At 28.5% G+C, this 18,004-nt stretch carries 15 protein-coding genes and 1 other annotated feature; of the genes, 2 read left to right on the top strand and 13 right to left on the bottom strand.

Annotated elements, in window-relative coordinates; genetic code table 11:
- Nucleotides 1-8 precede the first annotated feature (8 nt).
- Nucleotides 9-794: a polysaccharide deacetylase family protein gene (locus L1S46_RS15095; RefSeq protein ID WP_077829203.1), complete on the bottom strand. Its 786-nt coding sequence runs from the start codon at nt 792-794 to the stop codon at nt 9-11.
- Nucleotides 795-961: 167 nt separating this feature from the next.
- On the opposite strand from L1S46_RS15095, the gene L1S46_RS15100 reads away from it, so the two are divergent.
- Nucleotides 962-1,486, top strand: coding sequence for a DUF4364 family protein (locus L1S46_RS15100; RefSeq protein WP_238900355.1), 525 nt, complete (start codon nt 962-964; stop codon nt 1,484-1,486).
- A gap of 243 nt (nt 1,487-1,729) precedes the next feature.
- Here the strand turns inward: L1S46_RS15100 and L1S46_RS15105 are convergent, their stop codons facing one another.
- Nucleotides 1,730-2,608: a YncE family protein gene (locus tag L1S46_RS15105; RefSeq protein ID WP_039772366.1), complete on the bottom strand. Its 879-nt coding sequence runs from the start codon at nt 2,606-2,608 to the stop codon at nt 1,730-1,732.
- A 226-nt stretch (nt 2,609-2,834) separates the two neighbouring features.
- Between L1S46_RS15105 and L1S46_RS15110 the strand changes: the two genes are divergently transcribed.
- On the top strand, nt 2,835-3,092 hold the full coding sequence (locus tag L1S46_RS15110; protein ID WP_011969109.1) for a TIGR03905 family TSCPD domain-containing protein: 258 nt from the start codon (nt 2,835-2,837) through the stop codon (nt 3,090-3,092).
- 128 nt (nt 3,093-3,220) lie between these two features.
- On the opposite strand, the gene L1S46_RS15115 is transcribed toward L1S46_RS15110, so the two are convergent.
- From L1S46_RS15115 to L1S46_RS15165, 11 genes are all read right to left on the bottom strand, one after another.
- On the bottom strand, nt 3,221-5,200 hold the full coding sequence (locus L1S46_RS15115) for an HIRAN domain-containing protein (protein WP_039772364.1): 1,980 nt from the start codon (nt 5,198-5,200) through the stop codon (nt 3,221-3,223).
- A 102-nt stretch (nt 5,201-5,302) separates the two neighbouring features.
- On the bottom strand, nt 5,303-6,616 hold the full coding sequence (locus tag L1S46_RS15120; RefSeq protein WP_238900351.1) for a folylpolyglutamate synthase/dihydrofolate synthase family protein: 1,314 nt from the start codon (nt 6,614-6,616) through the stop codon (nt 5,303-5,305).
- A gap of 216 nt (nt 6,617-6,832) precedes the next feature.
- Nucleotides 6,833-7,684 carry a TerC/Alx family metal homeostasis membrane protein gene (locus tag L1S46_RS15125; RefSeq protein WP_238900352.1) on the bottom strand — a complete coding sequence of 284 codons (852 nt, stop codon included), beginning with the start codon at nt 7,682-7,684 and terminating at the stop codon, nt 6,833-6,835.
- 266 nt (nt 7,685-7,950) lie between these two features.
- Nucleotides 7,951-10,596 carry a valine--tRNA ligase gene (locus L1S46_RS15130; protein WP_039772359.1) on the bottom strand — a complete coding sequence of 882 codons (2,646 nt, stop codon included), beginning with the start codon at nt 10,594-10,596 and terminating at the stop codon, nt 7,951-7,953.
- A gap of 264 nt (nt 10,597-10,860) precedes the next feature.
- Nucleotides 10,861-11,212, bottom strand: a binding site (T-box leader).
- A 379-nt stretch (nt 11,213-11,591) separates the two neighbouring features.
- Nucleotides 11,592-12,782 carry a MalY/PatB family protein gene (locus L1S46_RS15135; protein ID WP_039772357.1) on the bottom strand — a complete coding sequence of 397 codons (1,191 nt, stop codon included), beginning with the start codon at nt 12,780-12,782 and terminating at the stop codon, nt 11,592-11,594.
- 40 nt (nt 12,783-12,822) lie between these two features.
- Nucleotides 12,823-13,203 carry a VOC family protein gene (locus tag L1S46_RS15140; RefSeq protein ID WP_011969103.1) on the bottom strand — a complete coding sequence of 127 codons (381 nt, stop codon included), beginning with the start codon at nt 13,201-13,203 and terminating at the stop codon, nt 12,823-12,825.
- A gap of 136 nt (nt 13,204-13,339) precedes the next feature.
- Entirely contained in the window at nt 13,340-13,717 is a 378-nt protein-coding gene (locus tag L1S46_RS15145) for a phage holin family protein (RefSeq protein WP_011969102.1), read from the bottom strand.
- Nucleotides 13,718-14,037: 320 nt separating this feature from the next.
- Nucleotides 14,038-14,886 (bottom strand): metallophosphoesterase, encoded by an 849-nt coding sequence (locus L1S46_RS15150; protein ID WP_011969101.1) that lies wholly within the window; start codon nt 14,884-14,886, stop codon nt 14,038-14,040.
- Nucleotides 14,887-14,925: 39 nt separating this feature from the next.
- Nucleotides 14,926-16,122 (bottom strand): Mbeg1-like protein, encoded by a 1,197-nt coding sequence (locus tag L1S46_RS15155; protein WP_011969100.1) that lies wholly within the window; start codon nt 16,120-16,122, stop codon nt 14,926-14,928.
- Nucleotides 16,123-16,298: 176 nt separating this feature from the next.
- On the bottom strand, nt 16,299-17,297 hold the full coding sequence (locus L1S46_RS15160) for an inorganic phosphate transporter (protein WP_011969099.1): 999 nt from the start codon (nt 17,295-17,297) through the stop codon (nt 16,299-16,301).
- Nucleotides 17,290-17,913 carry a DUF47 family protein gene (locus L1S46_RS15165; RefSeq protein WP_011969098.1) on the bottom strand — a complete coding sequence of 208 codons (624 nt, stop codon included), beginning with the start codon at nt 17,911-17,913 and terminating at the stop codon, nt 17,290-17,292. The genes L1S46_RS15160 and L1S46_RS15165 overlap by 8 nt, the downstream gene beginning before the upstream one ends.
- Nucleotides 17,914-18,004: the final 91 nt, after the last annotated feature.

The raw sequence follows: 18,004 nt of genomic DNA on the forward strand, positions 1-18,004 counted from the left end.
AAGTTCGTCTAAGATTCAGCCCCAGCTGAATCAAGTTTCACTTTATGTTGAATCCCTTGATTGTCTACGCTATAGTTATCTGAATATATCATTTGACCTACTGATTTAAACTCATATCCTTTATCCTTTAGTTCTTTAATAATTCTATCTAAATTATTTGGAGTATACTTTGCATTATTATGAAAAAGAAGTATAGATCCTGGTTTAACGTTTTTCATAACTCTGTTATATTCAGTTTCTTCAGATATCTCTTTCCAATCTACAGAATCAACACTCCATTGAATTGGTACATATCCTAGGTTTCTTACTTTTGAAAAAGCCTCTTTATTATAATCTCCACTTGGAAACCTAAATAGCTTAGGTCTTTCACCTGTATATTTTTCAATTGTATCATTAGTCTTTTCTATCTCCTCTTTCATTCTATCTGCTCCTATTTTAGTGAACATAGGATGTTTGTAGCTATGATTACCTATTTCATGCCCCCTCTCCTTTATTGCCTTAAGCTTCTCCACATTGTCCTCGCTGTAATTTACCCATCCCCCCATTATGAAGAATGTTCCTTTTACATTATATTTGTCCAATATGTCTAATATTACATTCAAATTATCTTTTTCTGCCCAATTTATATCAAATGTTAAACTAATAACTTTTTCATTAGTATCAACACAATATATAGGATCTTCTTCCTGAATATTACCCATTGCCTGTATCGCTTTGCTAATCCCTATAGATATAAATACCAAAAAGATAATCAAAAATATGTCAATACCGATTCTCTTTTTCTTCCACGTCACTTTCCATGCTCCTTTTAACTTTATATTTTATATTTAAACTATATGCATTACATATTTTTTTATGCTATTAAGTAAACTTAAACTTATAAATTATGATATACTCCTATTCACTAAAAAAAAATTTGTGTTATAATAAAAGGAGATTTTCATCAATTATGGAGGTAATTATGTACGAAAGTTCATCAGAATTAGCAGAAAATAAGTTATTAATGTTATATGTTTTAAAATCAATAAAAAATCCTATATCAAATACTCAGCTTACTGAAATAATTCTTGAAAATAACTTTATTAATTATTTTACATTCCAGCAATATTTATCAGAGCTTGAGGAATCTAAATTCGTTGAATATCATGATGTAAATGATAAAAAATTATTGATATTAACAGAAAAAGGAGATAATGTTCTCTCTTTATTTAAAGATAGAATATCCCCTTCAAAAATATCTACTATTAATGACTATATAAAAGAAAAAATAGAGTCTATAAAAAAGGAATTAACTATACATTCTGATTACACATTAGGTGCAAACGATAGTTTTATTGTTAACCTTAAAGCTGTAGAAAACGACTCGTTATTAATGGAATTAAAATTATCAGTTCCATCCAAAAATCAAGCTACTTCAATTTGTGCTAAATGGAAAGAAAATCCTTCCGAAATTTATACCAATATAATAAGTTTATTAATTAATTAAAGTTACTTTTATCGATTTAAGACATAATCAAAAAAATAATATTTCCATCGGCCACGCCTATTTTCCACAATTGGAAGTTTGACTCGCATGCGCTCACTGAGTAAGCGATTCACACCAAATCATAGATTTGGGTTCTCTGTTTATCAGCGGAATGCCCTAATAGCAGGCTATGAGGCCATTCTACTTCCTTGCCTGATAAAAAATAATCATGGTATTTTGGACTTGTTATTTTCTTTCATATGTCTAAGTTAAAGTCATACCATTGGGTTCATTTCCTATTGGTATGGTTTTTATTCTCCTATTTTTCATATCTATTATCTTCAGTACTCCATTCAAAAAATCTCCAACAAATATGTTATCTCTAGATTTCACTATTCCTCTAGGCATTCCGCCAATGTCAATTTTTTCCTCTTCTTTAAGTTCATTTAAATTTACAATACTTATAGAACCATCACATAAATTAGAAACATATAGGAAGCTGTCTTCTTCAAATAAATCTACTGGCGAGTGTCCAACTTGAATTTTATTTATTAATTCAAGAGTATTTAAATCTATTATTCCAACACTACCATTTTTATCACGCCCAAGATAACTCATACATACGTATAAATATTTTTTATTTTGTGATACGCTTATCTTTGCAGGAGTATTTTCTACTTTAATTCGTTTTATCTCCTTATTATTTATATAGTCAATTATAGATATACTGTCATCTCCCATATTACTTATAAAAACTAAATTTCTATCTTTTAATAATGTGATATTATGAGGAAATCTTCCTGTTGGTATTTCGAAATTAATCCTATCATTTAGCAAATCGTATATTATTAAAGAGTCAGATTCTCCGCACGAAACATAAGCAATATCATTATAAGCCACTATATCATTTGGATGCGCTCCTACATATATATTGCCTTCTTCTTTAAAACTATTAAAATCTATCAACGATATGCTATTATTATAGTTATTTGCAACTAATAGCTTATTTTTATATAATGATAATCCATGAGGGCCAAATGGACCTTCACCAATAGATAAAACTATATTTTGAGTATTTAGATTCTCAGTGTTTATTTTATTCAAACTATCTGAACCAGTATTGCATAAAACAATATAACTCACTCCATTCCCCCCTTTTAAGATAATCATTCTACTATCTATAATATATTCTGAATATATATTATTGGTACAACTTATTAACTTCATTATCTTTATTTATTGACAAATTTCTTGTATAATAAAGTGAGCTTAACTAATTACATTTTCAAAGTAAGTAATTTGGGAAAATTCTTTATAGCTGCTTACTTTTCATGTATATAGTTATATTTTATCTTAAGGAGTGTGTGGAATGTTTTCATATAAAACAACTGGTGTTTGTTCATCTACAATAAATCTTGAAATTGAGAATAATATTCTTAAAAATGTAGAATTCGTTGGAGGATGTGCTGGAAACTTATTAGGCATTGGTCAATTAGTTAAAGGTATGCCTGTGGATGATATAATAAAAAGATTAGGTGGAATAGATTGCAGAAATAAAGGAACATCTTGTCCTGATCAGCTATCAAAAGCACTATTAGCTTGGAAGAAAGAAAATTCTATAAACTAAAAATAGATTATAAATTTCTAGCAATAATTTATTCAATTTTGCTAACATAAAAACCATGCATAAGTAAAGAAACTCTTCTTTCTTATGCATGGTTTTTATGTTTTATTGAACTTCAATCCGTACTATTTTTATTGCAAATAGTCTTCTCTCTCCCCAGATAGTAATGATAAAGTATTTGTTATTTCCTCAATTACATCTTTATAACTTAGATATATTTGAATTTTTATAACACTATAATCTTCACTTATCTCTTCTACTTTTCCATAAAGATATTTACCTTTATCTATTAAATTCTTTAATATTAAATTATTGTCTCTTGGAACATACCCCATTACAAATCCTTCTGTTGTTATAACTTCAATCGCATTTTTATCATATTCATTATCAAAATCTCTTTTTAAATATACAATATCCTCTTCCAATAATTTATTGTATATTTCACTCATATCAAAGTAGCTTGTTCCAGCAATGTTTACACTGGTTAAATATATATCTTTAACATGAGCATCAATATGCATATTCTCATCTATTTGGACATATTTTTTATTCTTTTTGCTACTTGATTTAATCAAAAGTGAATTTAATGCTCTTCGTACATCACTAACAATCTCTGTGCTAATAGCGTCCTTAATAGTTTCTTTATCCAATGAATCAAACTCGTCTTTAAATCTTTGAAGATTTGCAGCCGCTTGAATTCTAGTCTCAATTAAAGGTGATTTTAGCGCCTGAAAGTTAATATCCTTATACTCATCTATAAAATCTTCATATTGTGCATATTTTATAATTATAAAGAAACAAATTTGTGCTATATCCTCATAAAGTAAATTTTCTATTTTTAATTCATCCTGTCCGCTTAATATTTCAGTCATTGGTAATTTTCCCAACCCTAATTTAAAAGCACATTTTTTTATAGCCTTATTTCCAATGGAAAATGCATATTTATATAAAAGTGCATTTGTATAATCTCTTTTTATAATTAATTCAAATTCACTTTTCTTTAATCTGTACTTCGTTCTATCTGCACAACTTATTAATATACTACTTTCAATTTCTATATTGTGAACTTCATTCGCAATTACATTATGCCACAACTCTTTCTTGCAAATTTTTTTACAATTATCTACTATTTCTTTATAATCATTATTTAACTTATACGAATTTGAATTTCCTTTATTCTTATATTCATCAATAATAATAGCTTCTATTGAATATAAAATTGAAACTACAGCATATAACGAATATATGCCACCACTTATATTATCAATAATTTCTAATAACTTATTGCAAACTTTTGTTGAATACTTAATATCATCCAAACTATAGTCTGAAAGCAATGTACTGAAAGATTTTGCAAAAACTTCAATCTCTTCTTTTGAAAATTTTGTATCCTCCAAATAGCTCAGAAGATCTAATGAAAGCATAGTGTAAGATAATAATTCCGTAATGCCAACACTATTATCACAACCTTTTTCAATCATCCATTTTTTTATCTCATAAGTTGTAGGAGTAAGATTCATTATACAAAATATCTTCCCATATCCTTTAGATCTTTTTGAAATCTCAAAAATTATATTATTACAACTTCCAATATATTCATATGACTTGATTGTATAGAAAATATATTCATTATGAATAGAAAACACATTTAATATATCCTTCAAGTTTTTAATGCTGCATATAGGCGAAAGTAATATCCCTAATTTCACCGCTTCTGAATACGAACTCTCTTTAAGTAAATTATTTACTCTCTTGCTCATTGCTTGTAACATCTCTTTATTATTCTCCATCGAATCTTTGAAGATTTTAATCAAGTTTTCATAATAACCGATGATTGGATTTAACGTAATATAATCATGGACACTTGATAATTTTTCTTCATCCAAAGCATAATTACATAAATGTCCTACTAGCTCACTAGCTAGCCTATTCTTTTCATAATCCTGAAGTTTACGAACTTTGTTCGTAATAATCTTAAATTCCCTTCTTCCAGCCACTTCAAAGTCTTGATAGCTATATAGTGTATCTGGATTTCTATCACGAAATTCTTTTAAATCATAATAGATTGAGTTCTTATTATTGATGTAATTTTCTATTTCTATCTTAACCATATAACTTTCACTACTCCTTTTAATCAAAATTCCGAAGCTTGCCTCGGAATCTTTTGATTTATATTCTTTTAGACTAATTCGGAAAATATATGTGCCCCAATTCTACTTATTAGGAAATTTATTTCTTATAATTTTTCTCATATCTCCAATCATGTATAATGATCCACTAACTACAATTAAATCCTCTTCCTTAGCTTCTTTTAACGCTAGAGAAAAAGCCTCCTCATAACTTTCTAATGCAATAGTATTTGAATTATAGTTTAATATTTCCTCTTTCAAATTTTCACTAAGTTCAGCTCTTTCACTATGTGGTGTAAGTGCATAAACTTTTTCAGCTAATGGTGTTATTTCCTGTACCATTTCTTTTACTTGCTTATCTGCTAAAATACCAAGCAATAAGTATAATTTATTATATTTAAAATACTTTTCTATATTTTTTCTAAGAGCTTTAATTCCATCTATATTGTGTGCCCCATCAATTACTATCGTAGGTTTCTTTTTTAAGACCTCGAGTCTTCCTATCCATACAACTTCCTGTAAAGCTTTCTCAATTAAGCTTGTATTTAATTCTATTTTTTCATTCTCGCATAATACCTCTATTGCACTTAAAGCAACTCCCAAATTTAATATTTGATGTTCTCCAAGCAAAGGAAATTTAATCTTATATATATTTTTAATACTTTTAACAACTACATTTTGATAAAAATCATCATAATTGATATCAAGCAATTTTCCATTTTGTTCATTCACAAAATATACTTTTGATTTTTTTTCTTCCGCTATCTTTAACATTACTTCTTCTGCCTCTTTTTTTTGAGGATAGAGTACAACCGGTATATTTTCTTTTATAATTCCGGCCTTTTCTTTTGCGATATCTTTTAAATTATCACCCAATATATTTATATGATCTAAACTTACTGATGTTATTACACTAACCTTAGGCGTTAATACATTGGTAGAATCTAATCTTCCACCAAGACCAACTTCAATTACTCCATAATCTATTTTTTCTCTATAGAAATGCAAAAACATTAATGCAGTTATGATTTCAAACTCAGTAGGATGTTCATATCCTTCTTCAATTACTTTATTAACTACTAATTTAATTTCTTTTACTAAGTCTACTAATGATTTTTTGCTAATATTACTTCCATTTATTTGAATTCTTTCTTCAAATTCTTCTAAATATGGGGATGTATACATTCCGACTTTATATCCCATTCCAATTAATATTTTTGATATCATAGCTGTAGTTGATCCCTTGCCATTAGTCCCTGCAATATGGATAAGTTTGAGTTTTTCATGAGGATTTCCAAGTAACTCTAAAATTCTAAAAGTTCTTTCAAGTCCATAATTAGATCCAAACTTCCCCACGCTTGTAATATAATCCATTGCTTCTTTATAAGTCATGCTCATTTTTCTTACCTCTTTGTCTTTTATGTTTTTCTATAAATGCAAAATCTAAATAGTATGTATTTACTTTACATTATATCTTAATTCTAGTGAAATGACTAATTAAAAGCTAAACAAAAACATCTCTGTACTAAATTTATTCCATAATTCTTCAAGAAGAAACTCGAAGGCGACTGTGGTTAAATTCCGTATTGTGCCTTTGCGCCCTTTTCATAATATCTATAATCTTCTTTTACACCAATTTCTAAACTTATCAAATTCACTTAATAATAGAGATATTAATATACTAGCTAATAAAATAGACAATATAATCAACACAGAATTTGTAACTGAAATTTCAATTTCCCAAAACAATATTACTAACTTTATTCCCGTAAAAATTAATATACATCCAACTCCATATTTCATGAACTTGAACATATTATTCATCTTTTCTAATATATAGTACATACTTCTAAGTCCTAAAATCGCAAAAATATTAGATGTATAAACTATGAAAGTATCCGTTGTTATAGAAAAAATAGCTGGGATTGAATCTATTGCAAAAATAATATCTGAAAATTCTATTATTAAAAGTGCTATAAAAAGAGGTGTAGCATAAATGATCTTATTCTGCCTAACAAAAAATTTATTTCCATGCAAAACATTTGTTATAGGCATTATCCTTCTTAAAATCTTAACTGCCAAATTATCATGAAATTGAATATTATCATCTTCCCTAAGAAATATTTTTGCACCACTAAGTAGCAATAATACTCCAAAGATAGATAATATAAAACTAAATTTATTTACCATAGCTACGCCAAGTAAAATGAAAATTAACCTTAATACCATCGCCCCTATAACGCCATATAGAAGTATCCTTTCCTGGTATTCTTCCTGTATTCTAAAACTTGAAAATATCATCAGAAATAAAAATAAATTATCTAAACTTAACGACATTTCTACTATGTAACCACCAAAGTATTCTATTGCTGATGTTTCACCTCGTGTGTAATATATAATAATATTAAATAAGATTGATAAGGATATCCAAAAAATTAAGTTAAGTAAATGCCTTCTCGCTTTCAAAATTCAAACGCCTCCATATATATTATTCTAGAATTATATATATTAATAATCCTCCTATTATATCCTTACCTTTCAAAAATTTTTAACTTTTTTCATTTTACTAACTATATAATAATTGAAATTATTATGATGATAATAATTTAATGCATGTTTGTTTATATGCTATAATAGCTCCCTTATCTTTTAGAGTAAAACTTTTAAAAAATAAAAAGATATTACCAAGCTCCAAGGAACTTAGTAATATCTTTTACTGAATTTCATTAAAATTATTTTAAAGCTTCAATTCTAACTTTAACAGCTTCTAACATTTCAACATACTTAACTCTCTTTTCTTTTTCAGCGTCAACAACTGCTGCTGGTGCTTTAGCAACAAAACCTTGATTTCCTAGCTTTTTATCTATTCTATCAATTTCTCCTTCTAGTTTCTTTGCTTCTTTATTTAATCTGTCTAATTCCTTATCTTTGTCTACTAAGTCAAGTAGCGGCATAAATAATTCTCCGCCTTTAACAACTAGAGATACAGCATTTGCAGGAACATTAGCCTTATCACTAATAAATTCTACTTCTGATGCAGACGCTAACTTTTCAATGTATGCTACACCTGAGTTAAATGCTTTTTTAGCATCCTCAGCTATATAGCAGATTACTTTTGCCTTTCTTGAAGGTGGTACGTTCATTTCAGCTCTAACATTTCTTAAACCTTTTATAGCTTCAATTACAAATGCCATATCATCTTCTGCTTCTTTATTTACTAAAGCTTCGTCAAATTCAGGCCAAGCTGAAGTTGTTATAGTTTCCTCATCACTTAAGTGAGTGAATATTTCTTCTGTTATAAATGGCATAGCTGGGTGTAATAATTTTAATCCTGTAATTAAAACTGTATTTAATACGTTGTAAACTATTCCCTTAGCTTTCTCATCTTCTCCATAGAATACAGGTTTAACAAGTTCTATATACCAATCACAGAATTCAGTCCACATAAAGTCATAAACTTTTTGCATAGCAATTCCAAGTTCATATTTTTCCATGTTTTCTGTTACTTCTTTTATTAAAGTATTCATTTCTGATAATATCCACTTATCAGCTAAAGAATATTCTTTGCAGCCTTTATATTTGTTCATTACTTCTTTATCAAGGTTCATCATTACAAATCTTGAAGCATTCCAAATCTTATTTGCAAAGTTTCTTGATGATTCAACTCTTTCAGGATAATATCTCATATCATTTCCTGGAGCATTACCAGTAGCTATCATAAATCTTAAGGCATCAGCACCATAAGTTTCAATTACTTCTAGTGGATCAACACCATTTCCTAAAGATTTACTCATCTTTCTACCTTGAGAATCTCTAATTAAACCATGAATAAGAACTGTATTAAATGGAGTTTCTCCCATGCAGTGAAGTCCTGAGAATATCATTCTTGCAACCCAGAAGAAGATAATATCATGTCCTGTAACTAATGTACTTGTTGGATAGAAGTATTCTAAGTCTTCTGTTTTGTTTGGCCAGCCAAGTGTTGAGAATGGCCATAATGCTGAAGAGAACCATGTATCAAGTACATCATTATCTTGTTTAATATTGGAGCTTCCGCATTTAGTACATGCCTTTGGAGCATCTTCAAGTACCATCATTTCTCCGCAATCTTGACAATAATATACTGGAATTCTATGTCCCCACCATAATTGTCTTGAAATACACCAGTCTTGGATATTTTCCATCCAGTTGAAGTATATCTTATCAAATCTTTCAGGAACAAATTTAGTTTTGCCATTCTTAACTACTTCTACTGCTGGCTTTGCAAGACTTTCCATCTTAACATACCATTGTTTTGAGATTATAGGTTCTACCGTAGTTCCGCATCTATCATGAGTTCCAACATTATGAGCGTGATCTTTTATCTTAACTAAGAGACCTGCTTCTTCTAAATCCTTAACTATAGCTTTTCTTGCTTCATATCTATCTAGACCTTTATATTTACCACCTTTTTCATTGATAATTCCCTTATCATCCATTACTCTTATGATTTCTAAGTTGTGTCTTTTACCAACTTCAAAGTCGTTAGGATCATGAGCTGGAGTCATCTTAACTGCACCAGTTCCAAATTCTAAATCTACATATTCATCGCCAACTATAGGAATCTCTCTATTAACTAGAGGAAGTATTACAGTTTTACCTATAAGGTGTTTATATCTTTCATCATTAGGATTTACAGCTACACCACTATCTCCAAGCAATGTTTCAGGTCTAGTTGTTGCTATTTCAATAACCCCGCTTCCATCAGCTAATGGATAATTGATATGCCAGAAATGTCCTGCTTGTTCTTCATATTCAATTTCTGCATCTGATAATGCTGTTTGACAGTGTGTACACCAGTTAGTTATTCTATTCCCTTGATAAATCAAACCTTCATTATAAAGCTTAACAAATACATGTTTTACAGCAGCACTAAGGTTTTCATCCATTGTAAATGCTTCTCTTGTAAAGTCTGCAGATACCCCAAGCTTTTTAACTTGGTTTCTTATTGTAGCTCTATACTTGTCACTCCATTCCCAAACTTTTTCAAGGAATGCTTCTCTTCCCATTTCTTTTTTATCATAACCTTGTTCTGCTAACTGATTTGCGACTTTAACTTCTGTCGCAATTGACGCATGGTCTTCTCCAGGTAACCATAATGTACAATATCCTTGCATTCTCTTAAATCTAATAAGCATATCTTGAAGAGTATCATCAAATGCATGCCCTAAGTGAAGTTGACCTGTTATATTTGGTGGTGGCATGATTATTGTATATGGTTTTTTATTCTTATCGATTACTGGAGTAAAGTATCCCTTCTCCTCCCAATTTTTATAGATCCTATCTTCAAATTCTTTTGGATCATATGTAGTTGATATATTTTTTATTTCTTCTGACATTTTAATTCCTCCAAACTTAGTTAAACTAACAATTAACTTGTTAAATTTTTATATTCTAAACAATAAATATTGTAAAGAATATTTATTCCTAAGAATATATATTCTTTAGAATATGCACTGCAATTGCTGTGTCTTAATAAGTTAAATCCGACTCACATTCAGTCTCTTTTGCCTTTCGAATAAGCGAATATAAAATACAGACTGTGAAAGTTCCAAGAAGCAAATATAAAATTTTGATTCTCAACGCAAAAAGAGCCTTCATCACAAAAGGACGAAAGCTCGCGGTACCACCTTTATTTCCACATATACAGAATTACTGCATTAATGGACTCTTAATTTAAATAACGATTCAGACAAACCGTCTTTAGCTACTATTATTTCACTAAAGAAGCTCAAAAGCTACCTTCAAAATTTCTTGCATAAGGGTTTTCAGCGCCTCCCTCTCTCTTCCTAGTTCTTGCTAGTTCTTTCTAAATCTATGATTTAGCTAAAGAACTGTACTCCTCAGCTCGTCTGAGTGAGTTTCCTTGCTAAAAGAACCGTACTCCTAAACTCTCCTGAGTTAGTTTCCTTTTAATGCTCAAAAATTTCTACTCCTCTTTTTCATTGCTTTTATATATTATATTATTACTTTAACTCACATAAACTTCATGATTAACTTTAAAGTGTTAATCATGAAATTTGAACTCTCACTTATGATATCTTATAGTATAATTTTTGTCAATAATAGTTTTCCAGTACTTTTTCTATGATAGTCTTCCTTATAATACTTTTTCAAGACCATTGTAAGTTTTATCCTATTTAACCCGCATTATTCCTATAAATATTTATATATGTTCCTATGTATATAGAAACATATTTTTCTATATACATAGATAAATTTAATCATATATTACTTTAAAACTATATTTCTATAAATAATTGTTCATATAAATATAGTTTCATTTTTATTGAATTTAAATAAGATAATTACTTAAGGATGATATTTAGCATGTCTATCTGTAGCACCTTTCTACAGCTTCTAATAGTCTATCCAATGCTTCTTTAAGCACCTTTGTTGGACATGCTAAATTTATTCTCTCGAATCCTTTACCCTCATCGCCAAAAACATAACCTTCATCTAAGAAAAACATCGCTTCTGTTGTCATAAATTTTTCTAATACCTTATGATCCTTCTCCAATGTTCTAAAATCTAGCCATTGCAAATAAGTTCCTTCTAGGTTTATTATATTGACCTCAGGAATATTACTCCTAAAAAAGTCTTCTACAACTTTTCTATTCTTATTTATAGTCTGTATAAGTTCCTCAAGCCATTGCTCGCATTCATTATAAGCAATTTCACATGCTTTGTATCCAAAAATATTAAGACCTAAATTTCCTGTAAACTTTCTACGTTCATACCTGACTTTATCTCTTATTTTTTTATTTTTAATAACAATATTAGAAACTTGAAGACCTGCTAAGTTAAAAGTCTTACTTGGTGCTGTACAAATAACTGAATTATTCGCAAATTCTTCAGATATATTTGCAAAAACTGTATGTTTAAACCCTGGCATTATTAGATCAAAATGAATTTCATCAGATACTACAATAACATTATTATCACAACATATTCTACCAATATTTTTTAACTCCTCTTCACTCCAAACTCGTCCGACTGGATTATGCGGATTACATAAAATTAGTAATTTGGTCTCCTCTAATTTGGCTTTCTCTTCGAAATCTTCAAAATTTATTTCATAATGATCTTCATTAAGTATTAATTCACTTTTTATTATCTTTCTATTATTATCTGTAATTGCTTTATAAAAAGGATAATATACAGGTGTCATCACTAAAACATTATCTTCCTCTTTAGTAAGCGCTCTAACAATTGTATATAGTGCTGGCACAACACCTGAGAATTCAGTAATCCATTCTTTCTCTATATTCCATGTATGTCTTCTTTCCATCCAATTGCATACTGCTTTATAATACTTATATGTAGCTTCTGTATATCCCATAATACTAGAGTCTATATATTCTTTAAGCCCTTCAATAATTTCTGGTGGATTTTTAAATTCCATGTCTGCAACAGAAAAAGGCACTATAGATTCACTAACATCATTATTAATTTTTCTCATCAAATTCCATTTACTTGCACCTACATTATTTCGAGATACTAGTGTTTCAAAATCATACTTCATTAAAAATACCCTCCTTAATAATTTTTATTGCCTCATGTGCTTATTCATGTAATTCTAAGGGCAGACCATCTGGATCACTAAAAAAAGTAAATTTCCTATTTGTATATTCATCTATTCTAATTGGCTCTGTTTCAATCCCTTTTTCATTTAACTCTCTTATTACTTCTTCAATATCTTTTACATGAAAAGCTAAATGTCTCAGTCCACATGCTTCTGGATATGATGGTCTCTTAGGCGCATTTGGCATAGAGAAAAGTTCAATTTCACTACTTCCTATCTTTAAATCCAGTTTATATGAATCCCTATCTTTCCTATAATTTTCTCGTATTATTTCAAATCCTAATATATTTACATAAAAATTTTTTGATACTTCATAATTAGACGCAATTATCGCAATATGATGTATATGATTTATATCCATAAAATTCTCCTTTTTAAGCACTAAATTATATAAAATTATATATTTATGTTTTATAAAAAACAAGATGCAAAATTATAGGGATGATTATAAAATAATCATCCCTAATATTGTGAAAATATTATTACTTATTAAATACTTACATTACTTTCCCGGGCAATATTGCATCTAATATTCCAATAACTAAAGCAGCTAAAATTGCTCCAATGATAGATACTGCCATAGTTGGAACAAAAAATTGAGCCACATATAATATTATTGCTGCTATGAAAAATCCTTTTATACCTCTTCCAAAAGGTGATGCATCAACACCCATGAACGCCTCTACTAGATAATCTATTACACTTATTACCACCGCAGCTATTAAAAATGACCACATTCCTGTAATAGTAAAGCCAGGTGTTAAGAAAGATGTTATGCCTAAAACTACAACTGTTAAAACCAATCTTATAATCCATCCACCTATGCTCCTGTTATTAGAACCCTCTTTTGCTGAATGTTCTTTATCATGTACCATAAATAATTACCTCCTTAAATTAAAAAATTAATTTTATTTGGGTGTAATTATATTGTTCCCACCTTATAAAAATATATTATGTTTTTTATATGTAATATTAATTAGTATATAAATGATACTTCCAATACTGTATAAATAATCAAATTAAACAAATTTTCCTTGCTCAGGTCTTGCAATTTCATAAAAATTATCTATGAGATATTTTAGATGTTCTCTCAATTCGCTCCCTTCCATGGGCTTTCCATAACTTGGAATTTCCAAATTAGGTTTTAACTCCCAAAGTAAAATAACTAAGTTTATTTTAAAAAAACTTTAAATTTCTAGGATTCATTTCTTAAAGTTATACTTAAGATTTCTGGCATATTAAATAATCTTATACCGGGTTTACTATGTCCCATTCCTCTACTTACAATAAGCTTTTTCGTATCTATTGTATAAATTCCACTGTTATACTTAGGGAAAAATTTTCTTTCTGGAGAAAGTATTCCACCTATAAATGGTAATCTAATCATTCCTCCATGAACATGTCCTGATAAAACTAAATCTATGTCAAATTTTGTATATTCTTTAAAATATAGTGGATTATGAGCTAATAATATATTATATTCTTTGGAATCGCACCTCTTTAATACTTTCCCAATTACTTCTTCTATATTTGAAGGCCTATTTCTTGTTTTATAAAATGAAAGAGGGATATTTATGCCATAAATATTAAGACAACTACCCTTTTCTTGAATAGTGAGTTTTTCATCATTTAGTATAGTTATATTAAATTCACTCAGCCTTTTTGTAATAAAATCTAAATCGTGTTTTTTTAATCTCTGTTCATGGTTACCTATAATATAATATATTTTATAACTTTTACTCAAAGTTTCTGCTAGCTTAAAAAAAACGCTAAAATCTTTATCATATTTATTAACCATGTCTCCAGTCATAACGATAATGTTTGGAGCTTCAGTATCAATTTTTTTAATCACCTGGAAATTATCTTTTCCGATAAAATTATAGTTATGAAAATCTGATAAATGAATTATCTTAAATTTATTAAATTCTTTTGGAATCTTATTACTTTTTATTTCATATTTAGATAATTTTATAATTTTATTATCTAAATATATTAATGCAGAGATTAAAGCAAAACCTGATAATGTCAATAAATTTTTAATCATTTATTTACTCCATTTCTTTCAATACTATTTTTTATACCTCTAAATCTCATTCTCAATCCTATATATCAGCTCATCAACTGCACTTGATATGCTCTGTATTAAATCTATTTGGCTCTTATCTATTATTTGTAATTTTTTTATCGACATACTTTCCAATAACTTCATTCTTACTACTACATTATTAAGCAATTCCTTTGAATTGCTTTCCTCTACAATAACAAAATCCTTCCAAAACAATAATGGTAAGATCAATATCTCTGATACAGCATATCCTATACTAAAAAATTCTTTATAGTTAGAACAACCATCATGGCAAAACATTATTAAATACTCGCCTAATGATTTAAATAGATTATCCTTACCATCAGTCCTGCACAACATGAGCTCTATTACATTTACAATGCCATCTATCACTAAATATCTTAAATTATCGGGTAAATTTGATATTATGCTGGAAGAAAAGTAATTAATTATTTTTGAAAATTCAGCTTCATTTGTCTCATCTCTTAAATTGCCATTTCCGTCTAAAAGCACACTTGCCTTGTGGTAATCAAATGGATTAATCTGGATTTCAGTTTTTATATATATATTCTTTTCTGATATCAAATTAAATAAACAATTTACATAATCGTATTTTGCATTTATAGATATAATTTTTTCCTTGTTTTTACTAATCTCTTCTCCATATCTACTGATAAATTCTTTCGAAAATCCCTGTCCATCAATAGAAACACATTTGCTTACCTTAGGAGAGAATATTGATACATATTGAGCCTTGTTCCCGCCCTTAGAATGGCCTGATACCGTAATATCACTATATTCAAGGTTATTTATATATTTTAAGGCCTCTATTTGTTCAAGTGTATCATATTCATAAGCACCTTTACCATTGTCATTCCATTCTTTTGTTGTAGCTGTTCCTCTAAAAATTACTGTTGCATTCCCCTCCTCGTTTACAAAGCAGGCATATTCCATTCCATTATTATAATCATTTATATTCTTAATTCTTAGATTACTTAAATTTGGTTTAACTTTTATTTGATTTAATATCATTATCCATTCTTTTGTATCCATTCTTATTATACAATCTCCAATGGCTTCCATAAGATAGTCAAAATTCTCACTTTTTAATAAATTATCTACAAGATTTATAAGTTTTTCGTTTTCTTTTATATCCCATTTTAAATATATCAGATTATCTAGAAGTATCAACTCTTCATAAGTCAAACTGTTCATTCTTCCTCCATATAACATTAGATTGATTATCTTTATATTAATAAATTATTCATATAATATAAAAATAAACCTATAAATCTCAGTTATATGAAATCTATAGGTTTATTATTTTAAAATATCATCTATTGCATATATAAGATCTTAACATAAGTTTCTCGAACTTATTACTTAAATACCTAAATAAATAGCTTAGCTATAAATATAATAAATGCTGAAAGAGCTGCTGTTATTGGAATAGTTAAAATCCAAGCCCAAACTATATTTTGAGCAACTCCCCATTTTACAGATTTAATTCTTTTAGAAGCTCCTACTCCCATTACAGTTGTTGAAATAATGTGAGTTGTACTTACTGGGGCGTGAAATAGTGTTGCTAAAAATATTACAGCTGCGCCTCCTGTTTGAGCCGCAAATCCATTTACTGGTGTAAGTTTTGCCATCCCGCTTCCCATTGTTTTGATAATTTTTTTTCCTCCAGATGCTGTTCCAAGAGCCATAGCTATAGCACAACATGCTATAACCCATGTTGGCACTTCAAATGTACTGATAAGTCCACCACTTAATAATGCCATAGTTATTAATCCCATAGACTTTTGAGCATCATTACTTCCATGATTTAATGCCATAAGTGAACCAGCAACAACTTGTAATTTCAAAAAGATTTTATTTATTATTCCAGGCTTAAATGGTTTTAATATCCAATTTAATAATATCATTAATATGTATCCCACTGTAAAACCAATAATTGGTGCAATAAATATCCATATTACAACATCATGAAAAAGATTATACCAATTTACTACATCAAATTTCAAATTATAAGCTATTCCGCCACCAACTAGTGCACCTATTAACGCATGAGATGAACTACTTGGAATACCAAAATACCATGTTATTATGTTCCATATTATTGCTGAAATTAAAACTCCTAATATAACCCATTGAGGCATAGAATTATGACTTACTATGTTTTCTCCTACAGTTTTTGCAACCGCTGTTCCTGAGAATGCACCAATGAAATTAAAAATTGCACATATTACTATAGCTGTTTGCGGTTTAAGCGCTCTTGTTGTAATAGAAGTAGCTACCGCTGTTGCTGTATCATGGAATCCATTGATAAAGTCAAATATTAATACTGTAATTACTATTAATACTGTTATAGTCATAGTACTAAACATTCTTAATGACAACTCCCTCTACAATATTTGCAATTTTTTCACACTTATCAATAGTGTTTTCTAATATTTGATATATTTCTTTCCATTTTATAATTTCTATAGGATCTTTTTCATTTCTAAACAAGTCACCTACTGTATTTCTAAATAAACGATCTACTTCACTTTCTATTTGGTTTATTGTTACTATCTTTTCATTTATATTATTTTTACCAGCTATTAAATGAAGTTCATCCATTAATTCAGATATGAGTTTTGTAGATTTTATTATCATATCAGCTAAATATTTTGCTGGTTCTGTACTTTCAGTAACGTTAAACATTACAAATCTATGTATTGTTGAGTTGATTAAATCTAAAATGTCATCTAATCTTTTAATCAATAAGTACATGTCTTCTCTATCAAAAGGAGTTATAAATGAATCATTTAATTCTTTAACCATAACATTTACTAATCTATCACCGTTATGTTCTAATTCTTCGATCTTGCTAACATTAAGTTCAATATTGGATAATGAGTTTAGGCTTTCTCTTAATACTTTTGCACCTTCCTCTACATTTTGTGCAGCTTCTATAAACATTTTATAGAATTTATCTTCTTTTGGATTTAAATTAAACATATTATCACATCTCCCTATAAAATATAAATATTCGACATATTGTTAAATATCATAATCCAGTAACAAGTATATTCTATTTTGTAACATTTTT

Source organism: Clostridium sp. YIM B02500 (genome assembly GCF_022324665.1).
GTDB lineage: Bacteria > Bacillota > Clostridia > Clostridiales > Clostridiaceae > Clostridium > Clostridium beijerinckii.

Excerpts from the sequence above, each read along its gene's own strand:
- L1S46_RS15135 (WP_039772357.1), bottom strand. The coding sequence starts at position 12,782 with ATGAAGTATGATTTTGAAACACTAGTATCTCGAAATAATGTAGGTGCA.
- L1S46_RS15165 (WP_011969098.1), bottom strand. The coding sequence starts at position 17,913 with ATGTTTAATTTAAATCCAAAAGAAGATAAATTCTATAAAATGTTTATA.
- L1S46_RS15140 (WP_011969103.1), bottom strand. The coding sequence starts at position 13,203 with ATGGATATAAATCATATACATCATATTGCGATAATTGCGTCTAATTAT.
- L1S46_RS15155 (WP_011969100.1), bottom strand. The coding sequence starts at position 16,122 with ATGAACAGTTTGACTTATGAAGAGTTGATACTTCTAGATAATCTGATA.
- L1S46_RS15160 (WP_011969099.1), bottom strand. The coding sequence starts at position 17,297 with ATGTTTAGTACTATGACTATAACAGTATTAATAGTAATTACAGTATTA.
- L1S46_RS15110 (WP_011969109.1), top strand. The coding sequence starts at position 2,835 with ATGTTTTCATATAAAACAACTGGTGTTTGTTCATCTACAATAAATCTT.
- L1S46_RS15130 (WP_039772359.1), bottom strand. The coding sequence starts at position 10,596 with ATGTCAGAAGAAATAAAAAATATATCAACTACATATGATCCAAAAGAA.
- L1S46_RS15150 (WP_011969101.1), bottom strand. The coding sequence starts at position 14,886 with ATGATTAAAAATTTATTGACATTATCAGGTTTTGCTTTAATCTCTGCA.
- L1S46_RS15120 (WP_238900351.1), bottom strand. The coding sequence starts at position 6,616 with ATGAGCATGACTTATAAAGAAGCAATGGATTATATTACAAGCGTGGGG.
- L1S46_RS15100 (WP_238900355.1), top strand. The coding sequence starts at position 962 with ATGTACGAAAGTTCATCAGAATTAGCAGAAAATAAGTTATTAATGTTA.
- L1S46_RS15115 (WP_039772364.1), bottom strand. The coding sequence starts at position 5,200 with ATGGTTAAGATAGAAATAGAAAATTACATCAATAATAAGAACTCAATC.
- L1S46_RS15145 (WP_011969102.1), bottom strand. The coding sequence starts at position 13,717 with ATGGTACATGATAAAGAACATTCAGCAAAAGAGGGTTCTAATAACAGG.